Source organism: Paenibacillus sp. J22R160 (genome assembly GCF_059692135.1).
On sequence record NZ_JCAUAU010000004.1, the window covers coordinates 601,082 to 626,142 of the forward strand.

The 25,061-nt window shown below is 47.3% G+C and carries 22 protein-coding genes; 5 read left to right on the top strand and 17 right to left on the bottom strand.

Going from position 1 to position 25,061, the window contains the following annotated elements:
• Window positions 1-96 precede the first annotated feature (96 nt).
• The 16 genes from ald to AC58UW_RS13705 all read right to left on the bottom strand — a co-directional run bounded on the left by ald (window position 97) and on the right by AC58UW_RS13705 (window position 18,117).
• On the bottom strand, window positions 97-1,212 hold the full coding sequence (gene ald, locus AC58UW_RS13630) for an alanine dehydrogenase (RefSeq protein WP_497421157.1): 1,116 nt from the start codon (window positions 1,210-1,212) through the stop codon (window positions 97-99).
• A 124-nt stretch (window positions 1,213-1,336) separates the two neighbouring features.
• On the bottom strand, window positions 1,337-3,004 hold the full coding sequence (locus AC58UW_RS13635; protein WP_497421158.1) for a PucR family transcriptional regulator: 1,668 nt from the start codon (window positions 3,002-3,004) through the stop codon (window positions 1,337-1,339).
• 140 nt (window positions 3,005-3,144) lie between these two features.
• The gene (locus AC58UW_RS13640) at window positions 3,145-4,293 is read right to left on the bottom strand and encodes a DUF2264 domain-containing protein (protein WP_497421159.1); all 1,149 of its coding nucleotides are present in this window, start codon (window positions 4,291-4,293) and stop codon (window positions 3,145-3,147) included.
• Window positions 4,286-5,407 (bottom strand): glycoside hydrolase family 88 protein, encoded by a 1,122-nt coding sequence (locus AC58UW_RS13645; RefSeq protein WP_497421160.1) that lies wholly within the window; start codon window positions 5,405-5,407, stop codon window positions 4,286-4,288. Before AC58UW_RS13645 ends, AC58UW_RS13640 begins: the two co-directional genes overlap by 8 nt.
• A 16-nt stretch (window positions 5,408-5,423) precedes the next feature.
• Window positions 5,424-6,443, bottom strand: coding sequence for a LacI family DNA-binding transcriptional regulator (locus AC58UW_RS13650; protein WP_497421161.1), 1,020 nt, complete (start codon window positions 6,441-6,443; stop codon window positions 5,424-5,426).
• A gap of 132 nt (window positions 6,444-6,575) precedes the next feature.
• Window positions 6,576-7,919 (bottom strand): ABC transporter substrate-binding protein, encoded by a 1,344-nt coding sequence (locus tag AC58UW_RS13655; protein WP_497421162.1) that lies wholly within the window; start codon window positions 7,917-7,919, stop codon window positions 6,576-6,578.
• Between the two features lie 739 nt (window positions 7,920-8,658).
• A complete protein-coding gene (locus AC58UW_RS13660; protein WP_497421163.1) occupies window positions 8,659-9,564 on the bottom strand; it encodes an LLM class flavin-dependent oxidoreductase in 906 nt (301 codons plus the stop codon).
• A 97-nt stretch (window positions 9,565-9,661) separates the two neighbouring features.
• Entirely contained in the window at window positions 9,662-10,444 is a 783-nt protein-coding gene (locus AC58UW_RS13665) for an SDR family NAD(P)-dependent oxidoreductase (RefSeq protein ID WP_497421209.1), read from the bottom strand.
• 114 nt (window positions 10,445-10,558) lie between these two features.
• Entirely contained in the window at window positions 10,559-11,644 is a 1,086-nt protein-coding gene (locus tag AC58UW_RS13670; RefSeq protein ID WP_497421164.1) for a Gfo/Idh/MocA family protein, read from the bottom strand.
• A gap of 36 nt (window positions 11,645-11,680) precedes the next feature.
• The gene (locus AC58UW_RS13675) at window positions 11,681-12,763 is read right to left on the bottom strand and encodes a Gfo/Idh/MocA family protein (RefSeq protein ID WP_497421165.1); all 1,083 of its coding nucleotides are present in this window, start codon (window positions 12,761-12,763) and stop codon (window positions 11,681-11,683) included.
• A 653-nt stretch (window positions 12,764-13,416) separates the two neighbouring features.
• Window positions 13,417-14,100, bottom strand: a complete 684-nt coding sequence (locus tag AC58UW_RS13680; RefSeq protein ID WP_497421166.1) for a hypothetical protein — start codon at window positions 14,098-14,100, stop codon at window positions 13,417-13,419.
• A gap of 135 nt (window positions 14,101-14,235) precedes the next feature.
• Window positions 14,236-15,198 (bottom strand): class II fructose-bisphosphatase, encoded by a 963-nt coding sequence (gene glpX, locus AC58UW_RS13685; RefSeq protein ID WP_497421167.1) that lies wholly within the window; start codon window positions 15,196-15,198, stop codon window positions 14,236-14,238.
• 41 nt (window positions 15,199-15,239) lie between these two features.
• Entirely contained in the window at window positions 15,240-16,031 is a 792-nt protein-coding gene (locus AC58UW_RS13690) for a pyruvate, water dikinase regulatory protein (protein WP_497421210.1), read from the bottom strand.
• A gap of 27 nt (window positions 16,032-16,058) precedes the next feature.
• Window positions 16,059-16,673 (bottom strand): helix-turn-helix transcriptional regulator, encoded by a 615-nt coding sequence (locus AC58UW_RS13695; protein ID WP_497421211.1) that lies wholly within the window; start codon window positions 16,671-16,673, stop codon window positions 16,059-16,061.
• A gap of 240 nt (window positions 16,674-16,913) precedes the next feature.
• On the bottom strand, window positions 16,914-17,456 hold the full coding sequence (locus AC58UW_RS13700; RefSeq protein ID WP_497421168.1) for a chromate transporter: 543 nt from the start codon (window positions 17,454-17,456) through the stop codon (window positions 16,914-16,916).
• 16 nt (window positions 17,457-17,472) lie between these two features.
• On the bottom strand, window positions 17,473-18,117 hold the full coding sequence (locus AC58UW_RS13705; protein ID WP_497421169.1) for a chromate transporter: 645 nt from the start codon (window positions 18,115-18,117) through the stop codon (window positions 17,473-17,475).
• 238 nt (window positions 18,118-18,355) lie between these two features.
• Here AC58UW_RS13705 and AC58UW_RS13710 point away from each other — a divergent pair, with 238 nt between their 5' ends.
• Window positions 18,356-18,724 (top strand): hypothetical protein, encoded by a 369-nt coding sequence (locus AC58UW_RS13710; RefSeq protein ID WP_497421170.1) that lies wholly within the window; start codon window positions 18,356-18,358, stop codon window positions 18,722-18,724.
• 298 nt (window positions 18,725-19,022) lie between these two features.
• Here AC58UW_RS13710 and AC58UW_RS13715 read toward each other — a convergent pair whose 3' ends face one another.
• Window positions 19,023-19,931: a DMT family transporter gene (locus AC58UW_RS13715; RefSeq protein WP_497421171.1), complete on the bottom strand. Its 909-nt coding sequence runs from the start codon at window positions 19,929-19,931 to the stop codon at window positions 19,023-19,025.
• Between the two features lie 178 nt (window positions 19,932-20,109).
• On the opposite strand from AC58UW_RS13715, the gene AC58UW_RS13720 reads away from it, so the two are divergent.
• From AC58UW_RS13720 to AC58UW_RS13735, 4 genes are all read left to right on the top strand, one after another.
• Window positions 20,110-21,513 (top strand): spore germination protein, encoded by a 1,404-nt coding sequence (locus tag AC58UW_RS13720; protein WP_497421172.1) that lies wholly within the window; start codon window positions 20,110-20,112, stop codon window positions 21,511-21,513.
• A gap of 11 nt (window positions 21,514-21,524) precedes the next feature.
• Entirely contained in the window at window positions 21,525-22,613 is a 1,089-nt protein-coding gene (locus AC58UW_RS13725; RefSeq protein WP_497421173.1) for a GerAB/ArcD/ProY family transporter, read from the top strand.
• Window positions 22,606-23,724, top strand: coding sequence for a Ger(x)C family spore germination protein (locus AC58UW_RS13730; RefSeq protein WP_497421174.1), 1,119 nt, complete (start codon window positions 22,606-22,608; stop codon window positions 23,722-23,724). Before AC58UW_RS13725 ends, AC58UW_RS13730 begins: the two co-directional genes overlap by 8 nt.
• Before the next feature lie 122 nt (window positions 23,725-23,846).
• Window positions 23,847-25,058 (top strand): threonine synthase, encoded by a 1,212-nt coding sequence (locus AC58UW_RS13735; RefSeq protein ID WP_497421175.1) that lies wholly within the window; start codon window positions 23,847-23,849, stop codon window positions 25,056-25,058.
• Window positions 25,059-25,061: the final 3 nt, after the last annotated feature.

Below are 25,061 nucleotides of genomic sequence, written 5' to 3' on the forward strand. Positions count from 1 at the left end.
CTTGGAAAAAGTTGTTGGCATTATCTTACCCTTATGCAACTTATCCCATTAGCACCAAAAAAAATGCCTACCCAGATTCGGATAGGCATCACTCACTTATTGTAAAAACGAATTAATATCCGTATATTCATAACCATGCGCCTCAGCGACAGCCTTGTAAGTAACATGCCCTGCCACAACATTAATCCCTTTGGCAATGGCTTTATTATCCAGCGCAGCGCGCACATACCCCTTGCTGGCAATTTGCAAGCCGTAAGGTGTTGTCACATTCGTAAGTGCCAGTGTAGATGTGCGAGCTACTGCACCCGGCATGTTCGCCACTGCATAGTGAATGACTCCGTGCTTCTCGTAGGTCGGTTGGTCATGCGTTGTAATGCGATCAATCGTCTCAATGGAACCGCCTTGGTCGATCGCAACGTCCACAATCACGCTGCCCGGGCTCATCGTTTTGACCATCTCTTCCGTCACCAAGCGTGGAGCGCGTGCCCCAGGAATCAGGACTGCGCCTACAACCAAATCAGCTTGTCGCACGACTTCCGCAATGTTATACGGATTAGACATAATCGTTTTCACACGACCTTGGAAGAGATCATCCAATTGGCGCAACCGGTCCGGATTCAAGTCAACGATCGTCACATCGGCGCCTAATCCAATGGCCATTTTCGCTGCGTTTGCTCCTACGATTCCACCGCCGATGACAGCTACTTTCCCAGGCTCAACACCAGGTACGCCGCCGAGCAGAATCCCTTTGCCGCCATGCGCTTTCTCCAAGAAGTGCGCGCCGATTTGGACGGACATACGGCCCGCCACTTCACTCATTGGCGTCAATAGCGGAAGGCTGCCATTGTCCAACTGAATGGTCTCATAAGCAATTGCGGTGACCTTGTTGCGAGCTAGCGCATGTGTCAGTTCAGCCTCAGGTGCAAGGTGAAGATACGTGTATAAAATCAAACCTTCGTGGAAGTAGCCATACTCCTCAGGGAGCGGTTCTTTCACTTTGACAACCATTTCAGCTGACCAAACGTCCGCTGCTGCTGCAACGATCGTCGCTCCTGCTTGTACGTAATCTTCATTCGTGAATCCGATGCTGTAACCTGCCATGGTTTCTACTAAAACTTCATGCCCCGCTTTTGTATAGGAAAGCACAGAGCTAGGCGTCATGCCTACACGAAACTCATTATTTTTTATTTCCTTAGGTACCCCAATAATCATTCTGCATCTACCTCTCCTAGGGACCCATGAAAAAAGGATCCGTCTTCACTTGATAGTTCCAAGTATAAGAGGGATCCGTTCTTGTTCCATTAGACAAATTGTAAAGAATCTGTCCGCTTTTTTTTCACAATTTAAGTTCAGGATGAAGCAGCTGATACGCCCGGATTCCGACCTGCAGCGCTAAACGTTTCTCAGGGAGCATATAATCTGCGCCTAGCAGCTCCTCTATTTTCTCTAAGCGATAATAGAGTGATTGCCGTACGATAAATAGCTGTTGAGCTGCAATCTGCTTAGACCCATCGCTATCCAGATACACCTTAAGGGTGCGCAGCAGCTCACTGCCTTTCATTTGATCATAATCGAGGATCGGTCCTAAATAAATGCGGACAAAGGACTGCAGAATTTGCTTATCCGCTATGTGAAAGAGCAGCTGGAATACGCCCAGCTCGTCAAAAAACTGCACCTTCCCCCCCAACGTTGGAGCAAGTGAAATCGCTTGAAGCGCCTCTTGATAGCTTTGATGCGCCTGCAAGAAGCTGCGGTTGCTTTGGCCAACTCCGATGGTCAATTCCATCTCTTCCTCAGCTTTCATGAGCTGTAGCGACTGAAACACCTGCTGAAGTCGCTCTTTGGCTGGCCGTTTGGACATTTTGTCAAAAGCTACGACGACAAGCCGGTTATTTTTCAAAGTTAACAAAGGATGAAACATGTGCTGCTCAAATACGGATCGTGCGGCTAACGAAAGATGAATACCGGCAGACTCTAGGCCATCACCGCCTTCAAGAACGTACTGATCTTCAATTTGTCTATGTTCAAATTCAATTAAAATAACATGATAAGGCAGCTCATTCAGCTGTTTAAATCCATGGCCGATCAAGACTTTGACCTGCTCTTCGTCACGAATTCGAAGATGGAGCAGATCGTCTACCCACAAGGTTTGTGAGTATAATTTACGCTCCTCTATATATCGCTTGCGCAATAAATCCTGCGCGATTGACAATGAGGCAGAGTCCAGAATCAAGTACTCATACTCCTGTGGTTTGCGACCTAGAACGAGGATAATATTCGCCCAGGTTTTACCCATCGCGCCAACGGGCTGCACGATAACCGTTTGGCCTTCTAATTCAAAAACAACGGGAGAGCCCGTATTCCTGGAAGTTGTGTCTAGTTCTATTTGATTGTTCAAGATTTCTAGCCATTGGTTTATCTCACGGCTCCCCAGCTGAGGAATAAATTTGGGTTGCCCATCCTGAGGCATATAAATGACCTGGGCTTTTGTACTGCTCTGCAGCAGCCCGAGCACGTGGGATACGCCCTGTGAGGATAAGGTCATGCGATGGAACTCACGTGAAATTTTCTCCAGATCCTGGAGCGCTTTATGATGTTGGTTGATGATGTGCGCATGAATATCTTGCGTAATGTCGATAAAGCGCACCGCTTGAGGGAAGATGATAAGAGGAAGCCCGCAGGCTTCCGCCGCTTCGATCCAGGCTTGCGGAATAGAACTCAAATAATGACCCATCTCAATGCACAGACAGGATACGTTATTATTAATAAGCTGCTCCAAATAGAGCATAAACAGCTTGGTATCGCTCTTGAAAGCAGCTCCTGTTGTCAGAATCATCTCTCCGCCTTGCAGCAATTCTTCAAACTGAATCACTTCAATGATATGAACCCAGCGCACTAGTCGCTGTAAACCCTCTTGTCCTGCAGCCATATAGGCTTGCTGAAAGAAAGGTCTGCCCAGCACTTCTTCTACCGTTAATTGATAATCTTGATTCAAGACTGTCACGCTACTTTCTTCTGGCTCACCAAAGTTATCCACAATTGACTATTTAGGCTATTTGGGGATAAAGGAATTATTGAAGTTTAGTATACAGGAAAAAAGCGCCTGTTTCACTAGGAAACAAGGCGCTTTCTGGTTATCCAAACTTAAATGGCTTTATCAATGGCAACGGTTTGCCCGGACCACACCTTCTGCGAGGTCCAAGGCGCATCCGCATCTTGCCAGAACGCATCATCTGCTGGCAAGCCAAGCGGCAGAAACACAGCAGAGCACAAGTATAGGCTGCCTGTGGAGATGTAAGGCTCGCCAAGCTCAGGCTGGTGACCGCATAGACCGATCGTCAGCCAGCCTTCTTCGTCGAAAGTGCCTGGTGCTTCGATTAGACGCCTAATAATGGCGCTTAATGCGCATCTAACCCCAGCTGTAGAAACACCGACAGGCAGTTCACGGCGCAGCGCTGTTTGAGCTAGCGACTGAAAAGCGCCGAATCGGTAAGCAAGCGACCTGCCAATGACAGGGAACGTACCCTCAGGAGAGATGGACCGCTCCTGAACAGCGGCATAGCGCTGCGCACGGGCCAAAATATCCTTGCGCATAGCGGCCCAATCTACATAATGCGTATCCACATGCTCAATGATATCAACCAGCATAGGCTGAATCACGAAGCTGTTGTAGTAGTCCGCATGATAATGAGGGCCATCGCCGTACATGCCGTCTCCGAGGTACCACTGCTCATGCTGCTTGAGGGCAAAATCCACACGCATCTGGTCCCAATCCTCGCCCATAAATCTGAGCGCGGTTTCGGTCATTGCGGCGAACAACAGCCAGTTGTTGAAACCCGGCTTGCGTGTTCTCGTCGCTTTCAAGGCTTGCACCAGATTACTCTGAACTCGGCTGTCCAGACCATTCCATAGCGTGTTAGGTGCTCTTAGAATCGCATGCGATAGAAATGCAGTATCTACGATTGGCTGCAACCCTTGGCTAAAATTCATGAAATCAGGCGACTCGGGATCAGTCGCAGCATCCAAACTTGCACGCACTAGCTCGACGTAGTGTGTCCGAAGCTTTTCCTCCTCGGCATCCTGCGCAGGAGTTTCTAGCCATGGCGCGATACCGACAAGCGTACGGGCAAAAGCTTCCAGATGCGAGTATTGGCGCTGCTCTTCTTTTTTATTTTCAACTGGCATGGAAGCCCGCAGTTTTTTATCAGCCAATGCCGCAAGAACGGGATCAGCAATGCGAAGCATGGTTTGTAGCCAGTAAGAACGGGTACTGTTTGCTGTTTGATTATTCATACCAGTAACCTTTGATTCCTTTCTCCATACGCACAAGCGCTTCCAAGTAGTAGTAATCTCCCCAAATCATGAAGTCGTCAGGCGCGTTGCCGCCACGAACACTGTAGGAGCCGCGCTCAATGAAACCTTGTGCATCAGACTTGCCAATTGTCGCATAGGATTTTACAAGTCCAGTCATGGAGCGCCCAATCGCATTTTCCAAATAGGCACGGTCTGCATCATCTGCAGCCAAATGTTCTAACAACTCAAGCGCTCCTGCTGAAGCAATCGCGGAAGCCGAGCTATCGCGTTTTGTTTCTTCGTTCACAGGCGCATTGAAATCCCAGTACACAACGTCATCTTGCGGCAGACGATCAAAGAAGTAGCGAGCCAGACGTTTCGCTGTTTCTAGGTAAAGCGGATTTTTCGTATAGTGGTACGAAAGTGCGAATCCATAAATACCCCATGCTTGGCCGCGAGTCCATGTGGAACCGTCACTATACCCTTGCGCAGTTCCACCATGCAACGGCTCACCGTTTTCTTGATCAAAATAGAATGTATGGAAAGAGGAATCATCGCCTCGCACCAAGTAACGGCGGCTTAAATCAGCGTGAATGACAGCAACCTCTTTGTATTTCACATCGCCAGTTTGTTCGTAAGCCCAGTACAAGAGCGGAAGATTCATCATGCAGTCAATGATAATGCGGCCTCCGTTATGCTCATCGCCTTCACGGCCCCAAGCTTGAATATACTGACCTTTTGGTCTCCAACGCTTCATCAATACGTCAGCAGCTTGCAGTGTGAGCTGTTTCGCATTCTCATCTTTTTCAATGATCCACTGCGCTTTGGAAGAAAGGGAATATAAGAAGCCGATATCATGGTGATCTAGAGCGACATTGTCTTCCAATCTTTTCTTAAAGCTTGCAACCGTTTTCTGAGCAGCCTCTTGAAAAGCTTTGTCCCCGCTGTATTGGTAGCCCAGCCACAAAATGCCGGACCAGAATCCGTCTGTCCAATCGGTGTTCGGATTCAGGTGATACACATCATTTTCGCTGACATGAGGAAATAAATCCCCAAAACGTTCAATGTTCACTTTCGTTTTCTGTAAAGCATCTTCAATGGCTTGTTTCCACATGAATGATTCACTCCGTTTACTGTAGTTTGGTTGTTTCGCGTTCTATAAAAGTAAGGGGGACCTCGATTTCGCGTTCTTCGCCTGACTCCGCTTTATTGTCAATCTTTTGCATCAGCTTGTTTATCGCCAATTGCGCTTGATCGTTATAAGGAATGTCCCAGCTTGAAATGCCAGGGTAGCTTTCTTTCGCAATATAATCGTTATTAATGCCAATGAGTCGTAAGCGACTCGGAATATCAATGTGCAGCTTGTTAGCCGCAGATAACACTCTCAATGCCACATGATCATCAAAAGCGACAATTCCAATAGGCTTCGTATGCCGCTGCGTGAGATCAAGCAGATAGGCTTCGATATCCAACCCCATCGTATCCACGATTTCTTGGTAAATACCGCCTCCGAATTGCGCCATCCCGGCATTAAATCCGATTAGACGCTGTTCATCGATGACTTTCGAGCGTTTGCTACCTAGGTAGCAAATAGCTTCGCAGCCATGATCGGCAAGCACCTTGACGGACTGCAAGCAAGCTCCCGCAAATCCTAGATTAACGGCTCCTGTTGCTATGTCCTCTGGCCAACCCCACCCATTGATAAGCACTAAAGGTGTTCCGCTGTTGACAATGGAGCGCGTCGTTTCAAAGCCCATAGCTAAACCATGGCAAATTAACCCGTCAACTCTCCGCTGCAGCAACACTTCCAAGTGTCTGCGTTCAATATCCGGGTCAAAGCCTCCCGAAGAGAAAACGGATAAGTGGTATCCTGCATGATGCGCTTCAATCTGTAAATGTTCAGCAAGCTGTCCATAGTAGCTGGCCAGCGCTGGAATAATGAGACCGATTTCATAAGTTTTCTTACGGCTTAGACCTGCTGCCATCGTGTTGCGTCGGTACCCCAGTTGCTCAGCAGCCAATTCGACCTTGCGAATCGTCTCTTTCGACGAGCGAATACCACCTCGATTCAACACATTGGAGACGGTGGCAATCGACACGCCTGCTGCTTCGGCCACTTCCACAATGGTGACTTGTTTGGGCTTGGTCATCCCTGTTTCAACTCCGTTTTGTTAAACGTTTAACATACTCTATTAGCTTAGTTTGAAACGTTTAACCTGTCAAGAGAAAAAAAGACCGGTTCCCTCTTTTCAAGGGAATTCCGGTCTCTCGTTTTACTATGATTACTTCGCTTTATTTTTTTCCAAAACAGCGTTGGCATCCTTGCGGAATTTCGCAGCCGCTTCTTCTACGCTCGTTTTCTTATACAAGATTTGCTCGCTAGCTGCTTTGAGCAATTTCTCGACTTCGATGGAACCAACCGGGTTCGGAGGATCCATTTGGGAACTGTTTTGCTCAGCCCATGCCACATAATCAAAGATTTTCACTTCGTTCGGTGACAGCAGCGGTTTGAGCGCATCTTTCACTTTGGAGGAAACAGGCACACCACGATCGCCCTTAATCAATTTATTAGCTTCAATATCGTTCACGAAGAAGGAGATGAATTTCGCTGCTTCTTCTTTTTGCTTGGAGCTGTTCGCGATAGAGAAGTACATACTTGGCTTCAAGAATAAGCCTTTATTGCCGTTGCGACCAGGAAGCGGGAACAATTCAAGCGGACGGTCTTTGACCAAGTTGGCAACAGCCAGGAATTGATTGGACCAACCATTGCCAGTTACGGCGTTGTTCAGCAAAATTTCATCTTCCTCAGCTACACCTTTCTTCTGTGATTCTTTATCAAGAGAAAGGATATTGCCAGCTTCGTACCATTTTTGATAACGCTTGAAGTATTCAACGAACGGCTTATCATCGGTGTAGCCAAGTGCCGTGCCGTCTGCGTTATACATTTTTTGATCGACGGAACGCAGGTAATACGGGAAGAAGACTTCGTGGTGAAGTGCAAAACCACCGATTTGTTTGCCGCCAGCTTTCGCTTTTGCCGCAACCGCATCGTAATCTTCCCATGTCCAATCTTTGGTTGGTGTAGGGATGCCTAAGCTTTTGAACGTATTCACATCAACTGTCGTTGCCAGCGCGTTCACACCTAGGTTCATCGCAACTAACTTACCGCCTACTTCACCACCGGAAATATTATTCGGGGAGATGGAGGAAACATCGATAAGTCCGTTTTTGGTGTAAGGCGTCATATCAGCCAGCTGATTTTTCCCGCCGTATTGTGTCAAGTATGAGATATCCATTTGAATAACATCCGGCAGCTGATTGGCCGAGGCTTGTGGAGCAAGCTTTTTCCAGTAGTCGTCGAATGGCGCATATTCCGCTTCAATCTTTACGTTCGGGTTCTGCTTCTCGTACATCTCGATAACTTTTAACGTGTAATCGTGACGCGCTTGCCCGCCCCACCAAGCTACACGAAGCTTAACTGGATCTTTGCTAGGTGCTGCTGTTGCCGCTGCTGCTTTGGATGGTTCGGCGCTTGCCGCAGGCGCTGGCGTATTCGTGCTTGACGAGCATGCTGCCGCAGTAAACATGATGGATAACGACAGAGCTAAAGTGAACACTTTTTTCATCTCTATTCCTCCCCTAAGTGAGCCGATCAAATTTGGATAACGCTTACATGTTTATTATCCAACTTTCTAGCGAAAAGTTTAATCCAGAAAGTAGAGGTATTTGTTTAAAAAACAGTGTTAAAAGATTGTTAAAAAAAAATAAAACCATCTTCCTACTTTTTACGTAGTACTGTTCATGCATGACATACTTCAGGGTTAGGGAGGTTTCTTGCTTATGACATTGACTCTCAGGTACTACCAAACCGCTTCAATCCGGGACGCCATTTCCATGTTAGTCTGGTATTTACGTAAAAAACGCCGCGCGTAACATGTCTTATAGGGTTCGCAAATAAGTAACAAAGGCTGCTCTCCAGTAGGATAACTACTTGGGATGCAGCCTTTTTGCTAGTGTAATGTTGAGTTACCACTCTATATGATCTACAGGTCCTTAAGGGGGCGTAACTGCGGAACCGGAACCGGGCATCTGCGAGGGTGGGTGGATTACTTGTTCTTAACGCCGATTACTCCTGCTATTTTCAACAATTATTCCACTTTTGCCCAATTAACTGGATTTTCTACCACTATTTTCGCCAATCTAGTACATTTCGGGTAGCGTCGGACCATTTAGCTGGAGTTCCTACCGCTATTTCACTCCCTGCCACTGAGCAGCACAGTTTAACGGTAGTTTTTCCATCTATCTAAAACTGTCCACAAAGAATTGACAGCCTCCTACTACAGGGTGCTATTGCTCTGAAAACTGTCAGCAAATGATCGAGCTCACTAGCTCGTAAGACCGGAGCCGCTGCACATAATCTGCAACCGGCGTGACCAGAAGAAATTCATCGACCTCACAGTCGCGTGCGATCAACTCTAGTTGCTCGTGCACGCTAGCCGCTGTGCCGATGAGTATTCTGCGCTGGGGCTGAGACTCTGCACCTTGCAGCCAAGGCATGCCAGCTGCTAGCGCCTGCGCCTCCACCTCCGAATCAGCGCAAACTACTCCTACCGCGATGATGACGCGGGGGACCTGCCCTTGTGCGGACGGCACGAATTGCTCCCGGTAGCCCCGCACCACTTCATTAGCATCGCTGTCGCTCATAAACTGGCCGAAAACATAGCCAGTCCCATGCTCAGCTGCTAATGCGGCGCTTTTGGTGTTTGTGCCGAGCATCCACACTTCCGGCGCAATAAGGGGCACTGGCCTTGCCGTTACCGGTTGCCCTTCGCACGCAAACCGGCCTTCCAGCAAGGCCATTAATGACTTCAACGTATCCGGCAGCTGCCGAACGTTGTCTAAGAAGTTGCCGCTCAGCGCGATCGCGGCATTGGCTGAACCACCGGGCGCCCGCCCGATGCCAAGATCGATCCTGCCCGGGTATAGGGCAGCAAGCATATGGAAGCTTTCAGCCACCTTCATAGGCTTATAATGCGGCAGCAGCAGCGCACCTGACCCGACGCGAATTCGCTCAGTCTTTGCGCCGATATGCGCCAAAAGAACCTCGGTCGATGTACAAGCTAGCGCAGGCATATCGTGGTGTTCGGCGACCCAGTAGCGCGAGTAGCCCCATTGTTCAGCTTTCCCGGCCAGCTTGACAGCTTGCTCATAGGCAGCTCCGGCGTCTGCTGGGGCAATGACGGGAACAAGATCTAGCACACTTAGCTTCATTCAGATGTTTCCCCCTTTCTCTCATTATGCACTTCATCCGCTAATCAACAAAAAGCCCCCTATTCATAATCGAATAAAGAGCCGATGAGATCATGTTTTACAAAGCTTCGCCTTTGCCGCCGTCAATATTTACGGAAGTGCCCGTCACATAGGAAGCTGCTTGTGAGGATAGGAAGGCAATCACGTTCGCTGCTTCCTCCGCATCACCGATACGGCCAAGCGGAATCGCATGTCTAGCATCACGTGAGTACTCATCCCACGTGAGCTCAGGCGCTTCCCGTTTCCAGCCTTTTTCCAGCTGGTCACTGCGAATCTTCCCGATACAAACGGTATTAACACGAATACCGTCCCCAGCAAGATCCTTGCTCATCGCATTTGTTAAAGCTAGTCCCGCTGCGCGGCTGACACTTGTGGGCAAGGAGGAAGCCGGCGGTGTTTTGGCAGCAGAAGTCGTCAGATTCACAATGGAGCCGCCTCCGGCTTGCCGCATATAAGGAATCGCATAACGGGAGCAATGAATGGCTCCGAACAGTTTCAGTTCCAAATCCTGCCGCCATACCTCCGTTCCCACCTGTTCAAAAGGCTTCGCTGCGGAAGTCCCGGCATTATTTACCAGAATATCAAGACTTCCAAATGCTTCAACCGTTTGCTCGACTGCGCGTTTGCAATCTTCTTCAGACATGACATCCGCTTGAATCGTAAGCACACGGCTTTCGGTCAAATCGGCAATATGTTTGGCAGCTTCTTGCAGCTGCTCCTCATTCCTCGCACAAATAGCAACCTTCGCTCCCTCACGGGATAACGTAATCGCAGTCGCTAGGCCAATCCCTTTGCTTCCGCCTGTAATTAAGGCAACTTTCCCCTTCAACCCCAAATCCATCCCTACATCCATCCTTTCTTAGACACCAGAGTAGTTCAAGCATACTCTTTTTAGCAGCATTTTTTCAAATGTTGGCAAAAAAAAGAGAGGCGATAGCCTCCCCTTTTCTACTTTCTAGTTATTCAAGTAAACTGCTTTTCCTGTACGCGCCGATTCATATATAGCTTCCAAAATTTGCGAAACAACGTAGGCTTGCTCCGGTGTCACCACAGGCTCTGCATCCGTTTCAATCGCCTTGATCCAAGTGCGCATTTCCAGATCCGCATCGCTTTCTTTGGCCCCGTCATAAAAAGCAACTCCGCCAGCTTTCAGATCGACTTCTGTTGTATACAAACGGCTGTGTTTCTCGCCATTGATACGAAGTCCGCCTTTCATGTCTGCTCCGCCTTCCGTTCCGCTGAGTGAGCACTTCGCTTCGTCGACTTCAAGCGTATTCAGAGCCCAGCTGGATTCCAGCATAATTGTCGCTCCGTTTTCCATCACGATCATCCCGAATGCGGAATCTTCCACCGTGAACTTGCTCGGATCCCATGGACCCCATGCGTTAGCGGCATTCTCCTTCTGGGACAATTCGTGGTAGGACGTTCCGAGCACAACTTTCGGTTTGTAGTTGTCCATCATCCAAAGCGTCAAGTCCAAAGCGTGTGTCCCGATATCAATTAGCGGACCTCCGCCTTGTTTTTCTTCATCGAGGAATACGCCCCATGTCGGAACTGCACGTCGGCGAATCGCATGCGCTTTAGCAAAATAAATTTCGCCAAGCTCACCTTGCTCACAAACACGTTTCAAATGCTGGCTATCCGCACGGAAACGGTTGTTGTAGCCAATTGTCAGCTTCTTGCCTGTACGTTTAGCTGTTTCAGCCATACGTTTGGCATCTGCTGCCGTTTTTGCCATCGGCTTCTCACACATAACATGTTTGCCGGCTTCCAAAGCTGCAATAGCAATTTCCGCATGCGAGTCATTCGGAGTAAGCACATGCACGATATCAATCGTAGCATCTGTTAGTAGTTCTTTGTAATCTTCATATACGGTAGCGCCTTCTGCGCCGTATTTGTCAGCTGCCTTTTCAGCGCGCTCGCTAACGATGTCACAGAATGCAACAATTTCAACATTCTTCAGTTTGCTCAAGCTTGGCAAATGTTTACCATTTGCAATTCCACCGCAACCAATAATACCAATACGGAAAATACGTGACATAAGATTACCTCCAAGTAGGTTGAATTTTATTATGAATTAATTAGGAAGTTCAATGGTAACTTCGCGTTTCAAGAGCGAGGAACGGATAATACCGTCAATAACCGCTTGATTGCGGACGATTTGTTCACCTGGAATCGGCGCAGGTTTGCCGTCGCGAACCGCTTCAACAAAGTCGCGAACTTTTTCGTTAAACAGATTCTTATTGTGATCGATGATCGGAATTTGACTTTCGGTATGATGTCCAAGCACATCATGGAAGTATGTGATAGATCCGACAGATCCATCAAACACGCCGCTCCATGGTCCTTTTCCAGCAGGTGTCACTTTAAGTCCGCCGTCCGTTCCAAGGAACAGGGTCGGTCCTAATGTGTCCATGTGCATCGCCCATGAGATTTTAAAATTGAGTACGAGATCGCCTTCAAATCGGATCATCGCCACACCGAAATCTTCTACATCAAAGCGCGCTGCTTCTTTGTGATACAAAGGGTTCGTACCAAAATAATTAGAACTGTAAGCGGATACGGTAAGCGGTTTCGGATATCCCATCGCGTTAAGTGCCATATCCAGCGAGTAACAGCCAATATCAGCCATTGCACCAGCACCGGCAATTTCTTTGGAAATAAATGTCCCGCCAGGCATCCCTCTACGACGTCCGCCGCCAGTCTCCACATAGTACACTTTGCCCAGTTGACCGGACTGAACCACATCTTGAATGGTTTTCATATTCGGATCATATCTAGGTTGGAAGCCAACATTGAGCATATAGCCTGTCTTTTTCGCAGTTTGCGCCATTTCTACCGCTTCATCGAGCGTAACAGACATCGGCTTTTCAAGCATGACATTCTTACCTGCTAGCAAGGCATCAACCGTTGTGCGGTGATGAGCCACATTGGGCGTGCAAATACTTACTCCGTCAAGGTCTAACTCCAGCAGCTGTCGGTAGTCGTCAAAAGGTTGCGCCGTTGTAAGCTGCCAAAAATCAATAAATTGCGCTGCTTTGCCTGGTACAGCATCTGCAACCGCTACAATCTCTACATCAGCCAGCTCTCGGTAGGCTCTTACATGTGCGCCAGCAATACCGCCGCCGCCAATAATGCCGATTTTCAATGTTTTGTTCATCTCATTCCCTCATCGCTACATGTAATATTAAGACATCCTACTTAAATGTAGCATAGGAATAATAGGATTTTTAGTCTAACATTAGGACAAAAAAAGTTAAGAAATTACGACATCATCTAATTGAGCAGAAAAACGGCTTGTCTGCTTGGTTTCGTTGGAGGAAATGCAATTGAGCAGGCTCGTCGGGCTGTAAATGACTCTTTTCGTTGGATGGATTCCAATGAAAACATCCTTTCAACGCCTAGTGGGCTAAACAGTCACTCTTCCGCCTTCGCAAAATAGAGGGAACTACAAGCCACTATTTGGCCGATATTGGCCTTTTGAAGGTTTTAGGGGAACTACAGGGTGTTATTCCAGTAAAAAACTGGGATAACGGGCCTTGTCGGTCAGAATAGAGGACCATAGTTCCGATTAATTGGAAAAAGTGCCGATTACCTTAAGAATAGAGGATCATAGTTCCCCACCTCTCCCGCTCGACCTTTAAATTTCAATATTCGGAGGCTCACCATCCTTAAGCACAAAAAGGGCTGCCCCAAGTAGATAACTCTACTTCTGAGACAGCCCTGAGACAGGAGAAGGCTTTCTAGCCCCACTATTATTCAGCTAGTTCCACGATTTTCCTGCATCAACAGCTACTTCCACAATCCTCCAGTTTACGCGCTACCTTCGCCATCCACCTTCTTCTTCGCATCCTCCAGAAGACTCCGATAAGCTGCTTCATCCGGATGATCACGCACCAAGTCCTCATAGTAGCGGCTGACGCGCTGAAAATAATAAGGATGGACGTCCTGCGTCGGAACAAGCCGGTACGGCTCCCAGCGGTAGGTCTGCACTTGGTAGGCTTGATTCTGCTCTTTCACCCAAAGCGCGAGCTCGCACAAGCCGTCTTTCCCGTCCCGAGTTGGCATATCCTCAATTTCCAAATGATTGTACGTAGTTCCCGGCGGAATCATCCGCTGAAAGCCGCTTGACGTCCATTGGATGATATCGAGCTCACAGCCCGCATCCGCGCCCCTGCCCTCCTGCTGCCAACCGATAATCACATCCCAGCCTTCTCTGCGTGAAACAGGCGCTGCCGCAAAATCCGTTACTCCCCTAATTCCTCCCGTGGCGGCTGATGCAATAGGAAACCAGTTACCGGAATAGTCCTTGATCGAGAACAGGTACTGGTTGTCTAAAAATCTATACATCGCCGTGATTTCGGGAGAGCCGTCACCGTCAACGTCCGCATACAAAATTGCTGCGGGATTCCCCTGCTGCTGCAGCTGCACAATCTCAGCTTCTTGAGGTATGCAGCTCCGGACGACAGAAAGGAAATCAATAGGATTCATACTCATGGTCATCCCTCTTTTCGCATCATTTTCAACTAAAGTATATGCGACTGAGGACTTGGCCCATGAACACTTATGGCAAGAACAACAAAAAGACCATGCATCTCAACGAAAGTTGACATACATGGTCTTCCTTACGCTTTAGGCGCTCCCAAGATACACCTGCGTCTGATGGACACAATGAATGAACCGCACCGTCTGCGTTTCAGCCCTCATTACGACCGAGTGAGTCTCTGCGCGGCCGCCGAACTGATATTTCACGCCGCTCAGGAAATCACCGGAGGTAACGCCTGTCGCTGCGAAGTAGATATCGGATTCTCCGATGAGATCACGCATAACTAGCACTTTGGAGGGATCCGTGATCCCCATAGCCAAGCAGCGGGCGATCTCGACATCATCCTCCGGCAGAAGCCGTCCCTGGAATTCGCCGCCCATACAACGCAGTGCTGCCGCGGCAAGGACACCTTCCGGCGCGCCCCCCGAACCCACGTGCAGATCGATGCCCGTTTCGGGAAAAGCTGTCGCCATAGCTCCCGCCACATCGCCGTCGCTGAGCAAATGAATTTTTACACCTAGCGTGCGTAGAACTAAGATTTTGTCGGCATGCCGTTTGCGATCCAAGATCGAGACGGTTAGCTCGGTTACATCTTTTTGCAGCAGTTCAGCGGCTTTACGTACCGTCACTTCCAGCGGATCCTCTAACCGGAGATGACCGGCTAATCGCGGACCGACAGCCAGTTTTTCCATATACATATCTGGAGCATGCAGCAGATTCCCTTTCTCGGCAATAGCTACCACAGAAAGCGCATTGTTTCTGCCGCTTGCAACGATGTCTGTACCTTCTAGCGGATCTACTGCCACATCATATTCAGGACCAGCACCGCTGCCCACAGGCTCGCCTATATAGAGCATCGGAGCTTCATCCATCTCTCCTTCTCCTATTACAACAGTTCCTCGAAATGGAATGGAGCTAAAAATAGAACGCATGGCAGATGTAGCCGCTTCGTCAGCGCTATGTTTATTCCCTTTTCCAGTCCACCGAGCGGACGCCAAAGCAGCATATTCTGTAACCCGAACAATTTCCAGTGACAAATCTCTTTGCATACATCCATTCACCCTTTCTACTTTGGAATTGTTAGGTGTGTTTACGTTCTGTCAGCTAAAATAAGACCTGCTGTTTCTTCGATCGCCTTCTCGCTAACATCGATGATTTGGCAGCCAAGCTCACGATACAATTTCATGGCAAAAGCCAGCTCTTCTTTGACCCGCTCTCCAGTCGCATATTTGGCGCCAAAGGGAAGTCCAACGGCTTTTAAGCGTTCTGTTCGAATGCGCACCAATTGATCAGGACTCATTGTCAAACCAATTAGTTTCTTAGGATCTAATTCATATATGATGGCGGGCGGCTTTACCTCTGGAACAAGCGGATAATTGGCCACCTTATTTCCTTTATGCGCCAAATAAATGCTAAGCGGTGTTTTGGAAGTGCGGGAAGGCCCCAGCAGGACAATATTGGCGTGTCTCATCGCGCTGGGATCTTTGCCATCATCACTATTTACTGTGAACTCAACCGCTTCAACCCGCTGATAATATTGCTCATCCATCTGGTAGAGCAGACCTACTTTGCGCTTCGGCGAATCCTTGAATGTATCAATGAATGCCTGCATCATAGGTCCCATAATGTCAATAGCATTGACGCTAAGTCGGATTGCTTCCTGCCGCATCATCTCCCTAAGCTCAGGAAGAACCAGCGTGTAGGCGATAAAACCGTTCTCTTTCGATGCTTCTTCCACTAAGGAGCGCACTTCATCTTCTGTTCGGATCGATCCGAAGCGTTTGACCTGCACTTGGCTGGCATTAAATTGCCGGATTGTTGCTTGAACGACGGTATTCGCTGTTTCCCCCACAGAATCCGAACAAACGAAAATCGTATGCATCTTATCTCCCACTTGCACTCCTCCTGATTAAATCCCCAGCGCTACTTCAAGCAGCAGTTTGGTCATCGTCGTTTTCGTAATTCGGCCAATTACTTCGTCATGTTCCTGATCAGGCGTTGCTGGCTTAACGACGGGCAATCCGTCGACTTGATGATGAATCATTTTCCGCGCTGCCTCTAACACACTGTCTTCCGGGTGCACGGTAACAATGTTCGGATGCCTGGTCATGACCAGTGATACGGGCATTGTGCTTGCGGCGGACTGCCCTAATGTCACCTTGAGCAGATCCTTTCGTGAAACAATTCCTACTAAAGCCCCCTGTTGATTGACAATCATTAAGCTTCCTACGTTTTCGAGAAAAAGTGTCACGACAGCATCGCTGACCGTAACCGTCTCCCTAAGCACGACGGGAATGCCCATGACTTCTTTGACCTTCATCGCCTCAATATGCTTAAATGGTGAATTTACCTCAAGCGCAGTTTTTCCAAGAAAATAACCGACTTTCGGTTTGGCATCAATGTGCCCGAGCATCACCAAAACAGCCAGATCCGAACGAATCGTCGGGCGGCTGATGCCTAGAAGCTCAGCGATGCGTTCCCCCGTTATCGGGGCATGCTTGCCCACAAGATCAATAATTTCCAGCTGGCGGGTTGTAAGCTCGATGATGTTTCCCTCCTAAACCATACAAAACAACCTATATAGTGTGTTCTATTTATTATATATTGTATATTATATAGCATAAAAAAGGAAAATAACATTGTTTTATAGCACATAAAATAATTTCTTATCAATTTTGGACACGTTCTGTTCACTTTTTTAGAATGCTAAAAAGCCCCCTTTCGACTTCCCCGAAGGAATGAAAGAGAGCTTTGTACTTACCGTCTATTGGAAAAAGACAATACCCATAATGCCCGCGCCTACAATGATAATAAATGGATGCAGCTTATATTTGACAATGCCTACGAAAGCCCCAATTGAGATTAAAATCGTAGCAATCTGCTGCCATGTAATCGGCAGTGTCGCTTCACCCCAACCTGCCATTCCAAAGTGTATCGCTGCAAAAATAATCAAGCCGGTAACTACGGGCTTCAGGCCGTAAAAAGAAGATTTGAACCACTTATTATTATGCCATTTATACAAAAATGCCGCTAATACGATGATCAGTAATAAAGATGGAAGCACCATTCCCAGCGTCGCCACAATCGCGCCCATCACGCCAGCCGTCTGAAAGCCAATTAGTGTGGCACAATTTGTAGCAATCGGTCCTGGGCCTGACCCCGCCAAAGCCACAACTTGGTTAAAAGCTTCATCGGTAAGCCAATGATTCCTGCTCACCTCTTGCTGGATGATCGGCATCATCGCGTATCCACCGCCGAAGGAGATAAACCCGATCTTAAAAAAAGTAAGAAATAAACTTAATAACACGCTTCTTCACCTTCCCTCATATCCCGTCAGCAATGAAATAATCCGCCGCCCGGTTGGACTTTGGCGCTTGCGATGTCGTTTCTTTACTCGCGAATGGATCTTTCATTCCCCATTTTTGTTTCAAGAAAACAACCGCAATCCCAATCACAAAGCCGGAGCCAATCACTAAGATCGGTGATATCGGGAGGAAAAGCAGGATGAACACGGTAGCTACCGCTGCAAAAAGCGTCATTTTATCAATAATGGATGACTTCGCCATTTTGTAGGCAGCTGCTGCAATTAGTCCAACAATTGCTGCATGAATCCCTTCCATGATCGCTTGCATTTTCGGATAACTTTGGAGAAATGCGTAAACCATACTAAGGATCATCACAATTAAAAAGGTAGGAAGCGTAATGCCGATGACGGCTGCTACGGCTCCTCGAATTCCCGCCAAATGATAGCCGACTAAGGCTGAAACATTCACGCCTACGCCGCCCGGAGCTGCTCCGGATATGGCAAGAAGCTCAGTCATCTCCTCATCAGACATCCACCCATTCGTCTCAACGACTTCTCTGTGAATAGCAGGCAGCATGGCATAACCACCGCCAAAAGTAAGTGGGCTGATCCGCAGAAATGTCCAGAAGATGCTTATTAATTTACGATAGCTGTTTATTGGCATGTTGGTTGACCTCCCCTGCACTTAATTCTATTTTGAACTAAAGAGAGTAGAATGTCCAATCATTTTTACTAATCCGTTCCCTGAAACTCCCTTATAATGCAGGATGTTTGTATGTGAATCCCGATAATCCCGATTAAAAATCTTAGTTTAATTTATTTTGGCATAAAGGTCGGTTTAATTATAATTTGGGGTAAGCCTAACTTAAGAACACCTAACCTAATTGAGAGGATTGATGATAATGAGCCGAATGATTCAAGCGTATTTTCACACGGAAAATCAAGCCGAGGATGCCAAAGTATCGCTGATGAAATACGATCCGAAAATGCTTGAGGTTGGACCACTGGAGGGCGGATATAATGGCAGCGGGCGGCTGCTGCTTCCGTTCATGGAAAGCGGAGGATTAGTGAATGAGGCGAACATTAACAACAGCTTTGCCATGGTTGATGCGCCTCCCGCCGCAGCCCGCGCCTCTTCCGATTATGCGAGTGACGGGGATCTCCAAGCGCTTAATTATGTGCTCTCAGCCAAAATCGCGGATGCAGATTATCCGGCAGCTGCTGAAATCATTCGCCGTAACCATGGGCATTTGGAGGAATACAACGACTAATGCAACCCGTCACCCAAAGCTAGCGAGAATTCCGCTAAGGCTTTATTTAGGGGGAACTGGAGACCTCTATTTGAAGGAAAACAGGCAATTTTCGTCTTTAAGCGGAACTACAGGCTCTTATTTGGCCTCTGAAGCACGTTTTTCCAGTGCAGACGGCAATATAGCGTACTGTAGTCCCCCTCACTAATGAAAAATGTGCTTATTCAGGCAAATAACGGACTATAGTTCCCTCAATCCCACGCGAGTACTTGCACAAATGAAGAAAAAAAGAGCTTGCCGACATCGGCGAGCTCTTTTCTTATGCAGCTTTGGTCTGCCGCTTTTTCATCGCATAATTCGTGATATAGACCCCGGCCACGATGAGTATCGCTCCCAAGAGATGATACATTCTCAGCGATTCACCTGTAAATGCTGTTGCAAATATCGCGCTGAACATCGGAATGAAATTCAGAAAGCCGGCACAACGCTGGGGACCAACGATTTCGATGGCTCGATTCCAGCTTAGGAAAGCTATGATCGAAGCGAATAATCCGATATATATGAGTCCTGAGATAAGCGCTGAATTCCAAGCAATCTGCGGAGATTTCACCGCTGCTTCGATTAACGAAAGCGGAATCAGCATGAGCAAAGCGACGACAACCTGCGCGAACAGCAAAGGGCTGGACGGAAACCGCCCCGCTACCTTTTTCATACCAACGGAATAGAGTGCCCAACAAAGAACAGCCGTTAGCATCAGCAAGTCCCCTTTATTAGAGGACAGATGGAGCAGTGCTGACAAGCTCCCTCGGCTTATGATCCAGCTCACCCCGGCCATCGAAATTAGAATACCCGGCATTGCCGTCCAGGCCAATTTCTCTCGCATAACTAACCATGTTAAAATCACCACAATAATCGGTGTAGCGGAGTTCATGAGTGACGCATTAATTGAACCCGTATATTGAACCGCGACATATGTCAATGTGTTAAATCCAGCAACACCAGTCGCAGATAAGAACAAGAGCATTTTCCAATTCCGGAGAAATTCAGCCCTTAACCGCCAAGTTTGCTTGCCATAGAAAGGTAGCAGCAAAAGAAAAGCAATGCCCCAACGCAAAGCAGCTAGCGTGATTGGGGGAATATGCTCGACAAGCGCTTTGCCGGCTACAAAATTGCCTCCCCATATACAAGTGGCGAGCAATAAAAGTATGTAGGGGGATTGTCGTATCATGCGGGATCAGACTCCTTTGAAAGAACATCATCTTGTTAGGCACTTATTCATGATAACATATGAAGCTCTCATAAAGACGATGTGCCACATAATATCGAATAGCAAAACGGCAGAAGATACATACTAACGTATGGAAATATTGTGAAATATGGAACGGATAAAAAGGAGATCGACACGGATGAGCAGTGAAGCGACAACGGAAATCAACCTGCTAGCAGAGACCCGTCAACTGCTCAGCCATTGCTCCGATTTGACGTATCAACATTTCCCGCTTCAGCAAGTCGACCTGGTTTATTTTAGTTATCTTGTCAGTTCAGAGGCTCTAAGAAATGATGTCTTGATCCCTCTTAATCAGCATGTCGAAAATATGGTAGTGATCCTGAGCAAGTCTTCCTTCAAACAAAAACTTCTAGCAAGTGAAATCGTTAATGGGATCCTGAACGGCTGTATCGCTATCTTTTATAATCATAGAGCCTATTTGTATGAAGCATATGCGCCTGAATCGCGAACGATACAAAGTTCTGAGACGGAAAGTGTCATCAATGGTCCTATGGACTCCTTCACCGAATTACTCAGCACGAATCTGTCTTTAATTCGAAGACGTATCAAGGATCCGACACTCAAAGTGCTTTCTTTCACAGTTGGGGGTAAAACAGGCACAACATTGAATCTCCTCTATTTGGAGGACCTTGCAGATTCGCTTCATGTACAGCAGTTGAGCGAGATGATAGTGAAGCTCGATATCCCTGTAATCAATGAAACAAATATCCTTGTTCAATACTTAAGCCCTAATAAGTTTTCAATTGCACCGCAAATATTAACAAGTGTGCGCCCCGATCACATGATAAATAAACTAACCAGCGGCAAAATTGTCGGGCTGCTCGACGGGAGTCAAGTCGCCTTCAGCACCCCAACTTCCTTTATTGAATTTTTCATGTCTCCTGACGATTATTATCAACCTTGGGCCGTCGCCTCCGCTGTTCGTATTCTACGAATTATTGCCTTATTCATTACGCTCAGCTTCACCGCATTCTATGTATCACTTGTCACTTATCACTATGAAATGATTCCGCCATCACTGCTGTTAAACTTAATGGAATCCCGCAATAGAGTGCCTTTTTCACCACTTGTCGAAGCTATTTTTATGGAAATGACCATTGAGCTTCTTCGTGAAGCAGGAGCACGCTTACCTACCAAAATCGGGACCACCATCGGCACCGTCGGCGGAATCGTTATCGGTCAAGCTGCCGTTCAAGCTGGTGTAACAAGCAACATCCTCATTATCTCTGTTGCGATTTCAGCCATAGCCTCTTTCGCCATTCCTAGTTATATCATGAGCTCTTCCATTCGCCTAATGCGATTTGGAATTATTCTATTGGCAGGTGTCTTTGGAAATTTCGGTCTGGTGTTCGGGCTCGGCTGTTTGCTCGTTCAAATTTCCAGTTTACATATGTTTGGCTTATCTTATATGGCACCCTTAGCACCATCGCAACCAAGACGCTGGTTAGATCTGATAATTCGAGCGCCAGTTCATATTTTGGCTAAATTAAAAAAGCCTACCTCCAATAATCCAGACAAATGAAGGAGACACTTATGCGGGCAAAGCTCCCTTTTTATCAGACCACCATTTTGGCCAATTATATTCAAACCGGTGTCGTCGTTTTCAGTCTCCCTCGTGTGTTAGCTGAGAATATCGGTACAAATGGCTGGGCTGCTCTACTCATCTGTTCAGCCGTCGCAGCTTTTAATATCTTCCTAATTTCATTGGTCTATCGATTCGGCAAAGGGAAATCCATCTTCGATATCACTAAGTCTGCTTTACCGAAGTTCATTGTGGTTCCTTTGTTCTGCATACTGGCCGCATTATGGGCCATTCTGGGCAGTTTGATTGGTAAAGATTTCATACTCATTATTACGTCGTTATCCTTCCGGTCACTCCCCCCAATCTACTTGTATGCGCTCTTTGAGCTCCTTGTTTTATTACTTTTATCCAAAGGAATTTTTTCTATCTCCAATACAGCAGCTATCGCTTATTTCATTCTGATTTGGAATGTTTTACTACTGTTCTATGCTCGCAACGACTTCGATTGGTCACGAATGACATCCTTTTGGTTCAAGGGTGTCGATCATACACTGAAGGGATGGTCTCAGATTTATTTAGCCTTTCTGGGCTATGAGCTCTGTCTGCTTCTGTTTCCATATGTGGATGAAAAATCACACTTATTGCGTGCCTTTCAAATCGCGAATCTACTTACAGTATTTAGCTATGTTTTAATAAGCTTAGTATCCTTTGGTTTTTTCAGCTTGCATCAACTTCAACATATGAAATATCCTGTTCTTAATTTACTCTCTTATGTGGAGCTTCCCTTTGTGAAACGAGTGGATGACCTCATATTCAATCTCACCATGCTGCGAGTTCTTATTTCTAATGCCATGTTTGCCTGGGCATCCGCCGAAACGATCAGATGGGTCCTGCCAGCAGCGAAATTCCGTTCTATCCCCTATGTAACCTTAGTTTTTATTGCTGCAGCTGCCTTCTTTGCCATACCTTCAACGCTCGAAAAAACAGAGATGTGGTTATTTAAATTTGGCATTGTAGAAGCAGGAGTCGCTGTCTCTCTCCCCATTTTATTACTATTCCTCCTCTTCTTTAACAAGCGAAGGGGGCAAAATTATGCGTAGTTTGCTTATTGTAATCGTTCTATTCAGCCTCACTGGTTGTGCCCAGCAGCAGCGGATAGAGAAGTTAGGCATGTCAGATACCGTAGCTTTAGACCTCGCATATGATGAAAATGAAGAGCCATCTAATACCCAATTATCTATGGCCGTATCGATCCCAAGAGCAGAAAAAGCGGACTCGCATCAAGTAAATATTTTGCAAACCAAAGCGGCTTCACCTAAAGAAGGCCGGAGCAACTTCTCCCGCAAAATTGACAAAGTCATTGTTTCAGGTCAATTGAGAAGCATGATCTTCGGAAAGGATTTAGCTAAACAAGGCATATGGAGGGCATTAGACTCCTATCGCCGTGACTATACGGTAGGAGAACGGCTGAAAATTGTCGTTGTGAACGGTAGTGCTGTCGACATGTTGACCCATTCCTATGCTCAAATCAGTTCTGTCGGAAGTCACATCCATCATCTTCTAGCGCAAGAGTCCAAAATTCATGAAGTCCCGAATGTCACACTCTACAGCTTCGTACGCGACTATTTCGACGACGGAATTGATCCAATTGCGCCTCTGATCATCATGAAAAATGATAATGTGGAAATAGACGGAATCGCTCTTTTCAAAAAAGATCGTTTCATTGGAAAAATCAGTCAAGACAACACAGTGATGTTTGCCATTCTGCAACATAATCTAAATAATGCCGAATTCGATATCAAATTTATGGATCAATCTTCTGGTCAAATAGAAGGAGCTATGATTAGCTCTATCATTTCCAAAAGAAAAGTATCAATAACGAAGCAGCATGCCGGTTTAAATCCCCAAGTTGTCATCCAAATTAAGCTGAGTGGAATAATTTTGGAATATACAGGCCCATCAACATTTAAAGATGCAGCTGAGCAAAAAGCGCTTAACCAAGACTTGTCCAAGGCTATTCGCGATCAGTTGCAGAAGATTGTTAGCCAAGTACAGCATACCGGAGGGGATAACCTGGGAGTCGGCGCTTACATCCGAAACAGTATGAGCTATGAGGAGTGGAAGAAGGTGGATTGGGACGCTCTCTATCCGAGAGCTGATATTCGCGTGGAAGTTGATGCTTCGATTCGTGACTTTGGGATGATCCTGTAAACAACTTATCATGCTCCGTTGACATGCGGCTTTCATTTCCTTTACGATGGCTAAGTAATTGTCCATAGGTTGGTTAGTAAATTTCTAAACTTTCACATTTGATTATTTAGGAGAATTGAGCCATGAAGCATAGTTTTGTATCTCATCTTTTTTGTCCGAAATGTGACACTCGATTTACCGTAGAGGACAGGCATCAGCTGTGCTTCTGCGGTTCACCGCTTTTGGTTGCTTACGATATGGAGGGTTTAGCTAAATCCTTAACCCCTGCCATGCTGCGCGACCGCGAACCAAGCCTATGGCGCTATCGCGAGCTGCTGCCTGTTCTTAACCCAGAGCATGTTGTCACGCTCGGCGAAGGCTTTACCCCACTGCTTCCAATGCGAAGCATCGGTGCAGATATGCAGATCCCCGGTCTGCTGATGAAAGACGAAGGCTTGCTGCCTACTGGCTCTTTCAAAGCCAGAGGCGCTGCTGTCGGAATTTCCAAAGCCAAAGAGCTGGGCGTGAAGGAACTCGCTATGCCGACCAATGGCAATGCAGGGGCTGCGTGGGCTGCGTATGCTGCCAGAGCCAAGATGAAGTCAACGGTCATCATGCCCGTAGATGCACCGCTCATTACTCGTAATGAATGCGCGATTTCCGGGTCCAATCTGTATCTGGTTAACGGACTAATCAGCGATGCCGGGCGGATTGTCGCCGATCTCGTCAAGTCCTATGGCCTCTACGATGCTTCTACACTTAAAGAGCCTTACCGCATCGAAGGCAAGAAGACGATGGGACTTGAAATCGCTGAGCAGCTGGGCTGGAAGCTGCCCGATGTTATTTTGTACCCAACTGGCGGCGGCGTTGGATTGATCGGTATTTATAAAGCTTTACAGGAGCTGCAAACCTTAGGTTGGGTACAAGGGAAGTTGCCGCGGCTTGTCGCTGTTCAGGCGGAAGGCTGCTCACCGATCGTCAAAGCGTGGGAAAACCAAGAGAATGCCTCGGAATTTTGGCAGGATTCCAAGACGGTCGCCTTCGGCATTAACGTTCCAAAAGCACTTGGCGATTTCTTAGTCCTAAAGGCCATCTATGCGACCGGCGGATGCGCGGTTTCCATTCCTGACGAAGAGCTCCTGCAAGAACAACAGCGTATCGCAGAGCTCGAAGGAGCATTCGTGTGCCCAGAGGGAGCGGCTACGTTCGCAGCCGCAAGAAGGCTGAAGCAAGCCGGCTGGATCGCCGAAAATGAGTGCGTCATTGCGCTGAACACGGGGGCAGGCATTAAATATCCGGATACCGTCAACGTGCAGGTTCCTGTCTTGCAACCAGAGGAACGAATCACGAGATAAGGG

Excerpts from the sequence above, each read along its gene's own strand:
- ald (WP_497421157.1), bottom strand. The coding sequence starts at position 1,212 with ATGATTATTGGGGTACCTAAGGAAATAAAAAATAATGAGTTTCGTGTA.
- AC58UW_RS13640 (WP_497421159.1), bottom strand. The coding sequence starts at position 4,293 with ATGAATAATCAAACAGCAAACAGTACCCGTTCTTACTGGCTACAAACC.
- AC58UW_RS13645 (WP_497421160.1), bottom strand. The coding sequence starts at position 5,407 with ATGTGGAAACAAGCCATTGAAGATGCTTTACAGAAAACGAAAGTGAAC.
- AC58UW_RS13650 (WP_497421161.1), bottom strand. The coding sequence starts at position 6,443 with ATGACCAAGCCCAAACAAGTCACCATTGTGGAAGTGGCCGAAGCAGCA.
- AC58UW_RS13655 (WP_497421162.1), bottom strand. The coding sequence starts at position 7,919 with ATGAAAAAAGTGTTCACTTTAGCTCTGTCGTTATCCATCATGTTTACT.
- AC58UW_RS13660 (WP_497421163.1), bottom strand. The coding sequence starts at position 9,564 with ATGAAGCTAAGTGTGCTAGATCTTGTTCCCGTCATTGCCCCAGCAGAC.
- AC58UW_RS13665 (WP_497421209.1), bottom strand. The coding sequence starts at position 10,444 with ATGGATTTGGGGTTGAAGGGGAAAGTTGCCTTAATTACAGGCGGAAGC.
- AC58UW_RS13670 (WP_497421164.1), bottom strand. The coding sequence starts at position 11,644 with ATGTCACGTATTTTCCGTATTGGTATTATTGGTTGCGGTGGAATTGCA.
- AC58UW_RS13675 (WP_497421165.1), bottom strand. The coding sequence starts at position 12,763 with ATGAACAAAACATTGAAAATCGGCATTATTGGCGGCGGCGGTATTGCT.
- AC58UW_RS13680 (WP_497421166.1), bottom strand. The coding sequence starts at position 14,100 with ATGAGTATGAATCCTATTGATTTCCTTTCTGTCGTCCGGAGCTGCATA.
- glpX (WP_497421167.1), bottom strand. The coding sequence starts at position 15,198 with ATGCAAAGAGATTTGTCACTGGAAATTGTTCGGGTTACAGAATATGCT.
- AC58UW_RS13690 (WP_497421210.1), bottom strand. The coding sequence starts at position 16,031 with ATGCATACGATTTTCGTTTGTTCGGATTCTGTGGGGGAAACAGCGAAT.
- AC58UW_RS13705 (WP_497421169.1), bottom strand. The coding sequence starts at position 18,117 with ATGCCAATAAACAGCTATCGTAAATTAATAAGCATCTTCTGGACATTT.
- AC58UW_RS13710 (WP_497421170.1), top strand. The coding sequence starts at position 18,356 with ATGAGCCGAATGATTCAAGCGTATTTTCACACGGAAAATCAAGCCGAG.
- AC58UW_RS13715 (WP_497421171.1), bottom strand. The coding sequence starts at position 19,931 with ATGATACGACAATCCCCCTACATACTTTTATTGCTCGCCACTTGTATA.
- AC58UW_RS13720 (WP_497421172.1), top strand. The coding sequence starts at position 20,110 with ATGAGCAGTGAAGCGACAACGGAAATCAACCTGCTAGCAGAGACCCGT.
- AC58UW_RS13725 (WP_497421173.1), top strand. The coding sequence starts at position 21,525 with ATGCGGGCAAAGCTCCCTTTTTATCAGACCACCATTTTGGCCAATTAT.
- AC58UW_RS13730 (WP_497421174.1), top strand. The coding sequence starts at position 22,606 with ATGCGTAGTTTGCTTATTGTAATCGTTCTATTCAGCCTCACTGGTTGT.
- AC58UW_RS13735 (WP_497421175.1), top strand. The coding sequence starts at position 23,847 with ATGAAGCATAGTTTTGTATCTCATCTTTTTTGTCCGAAATGTGACACT.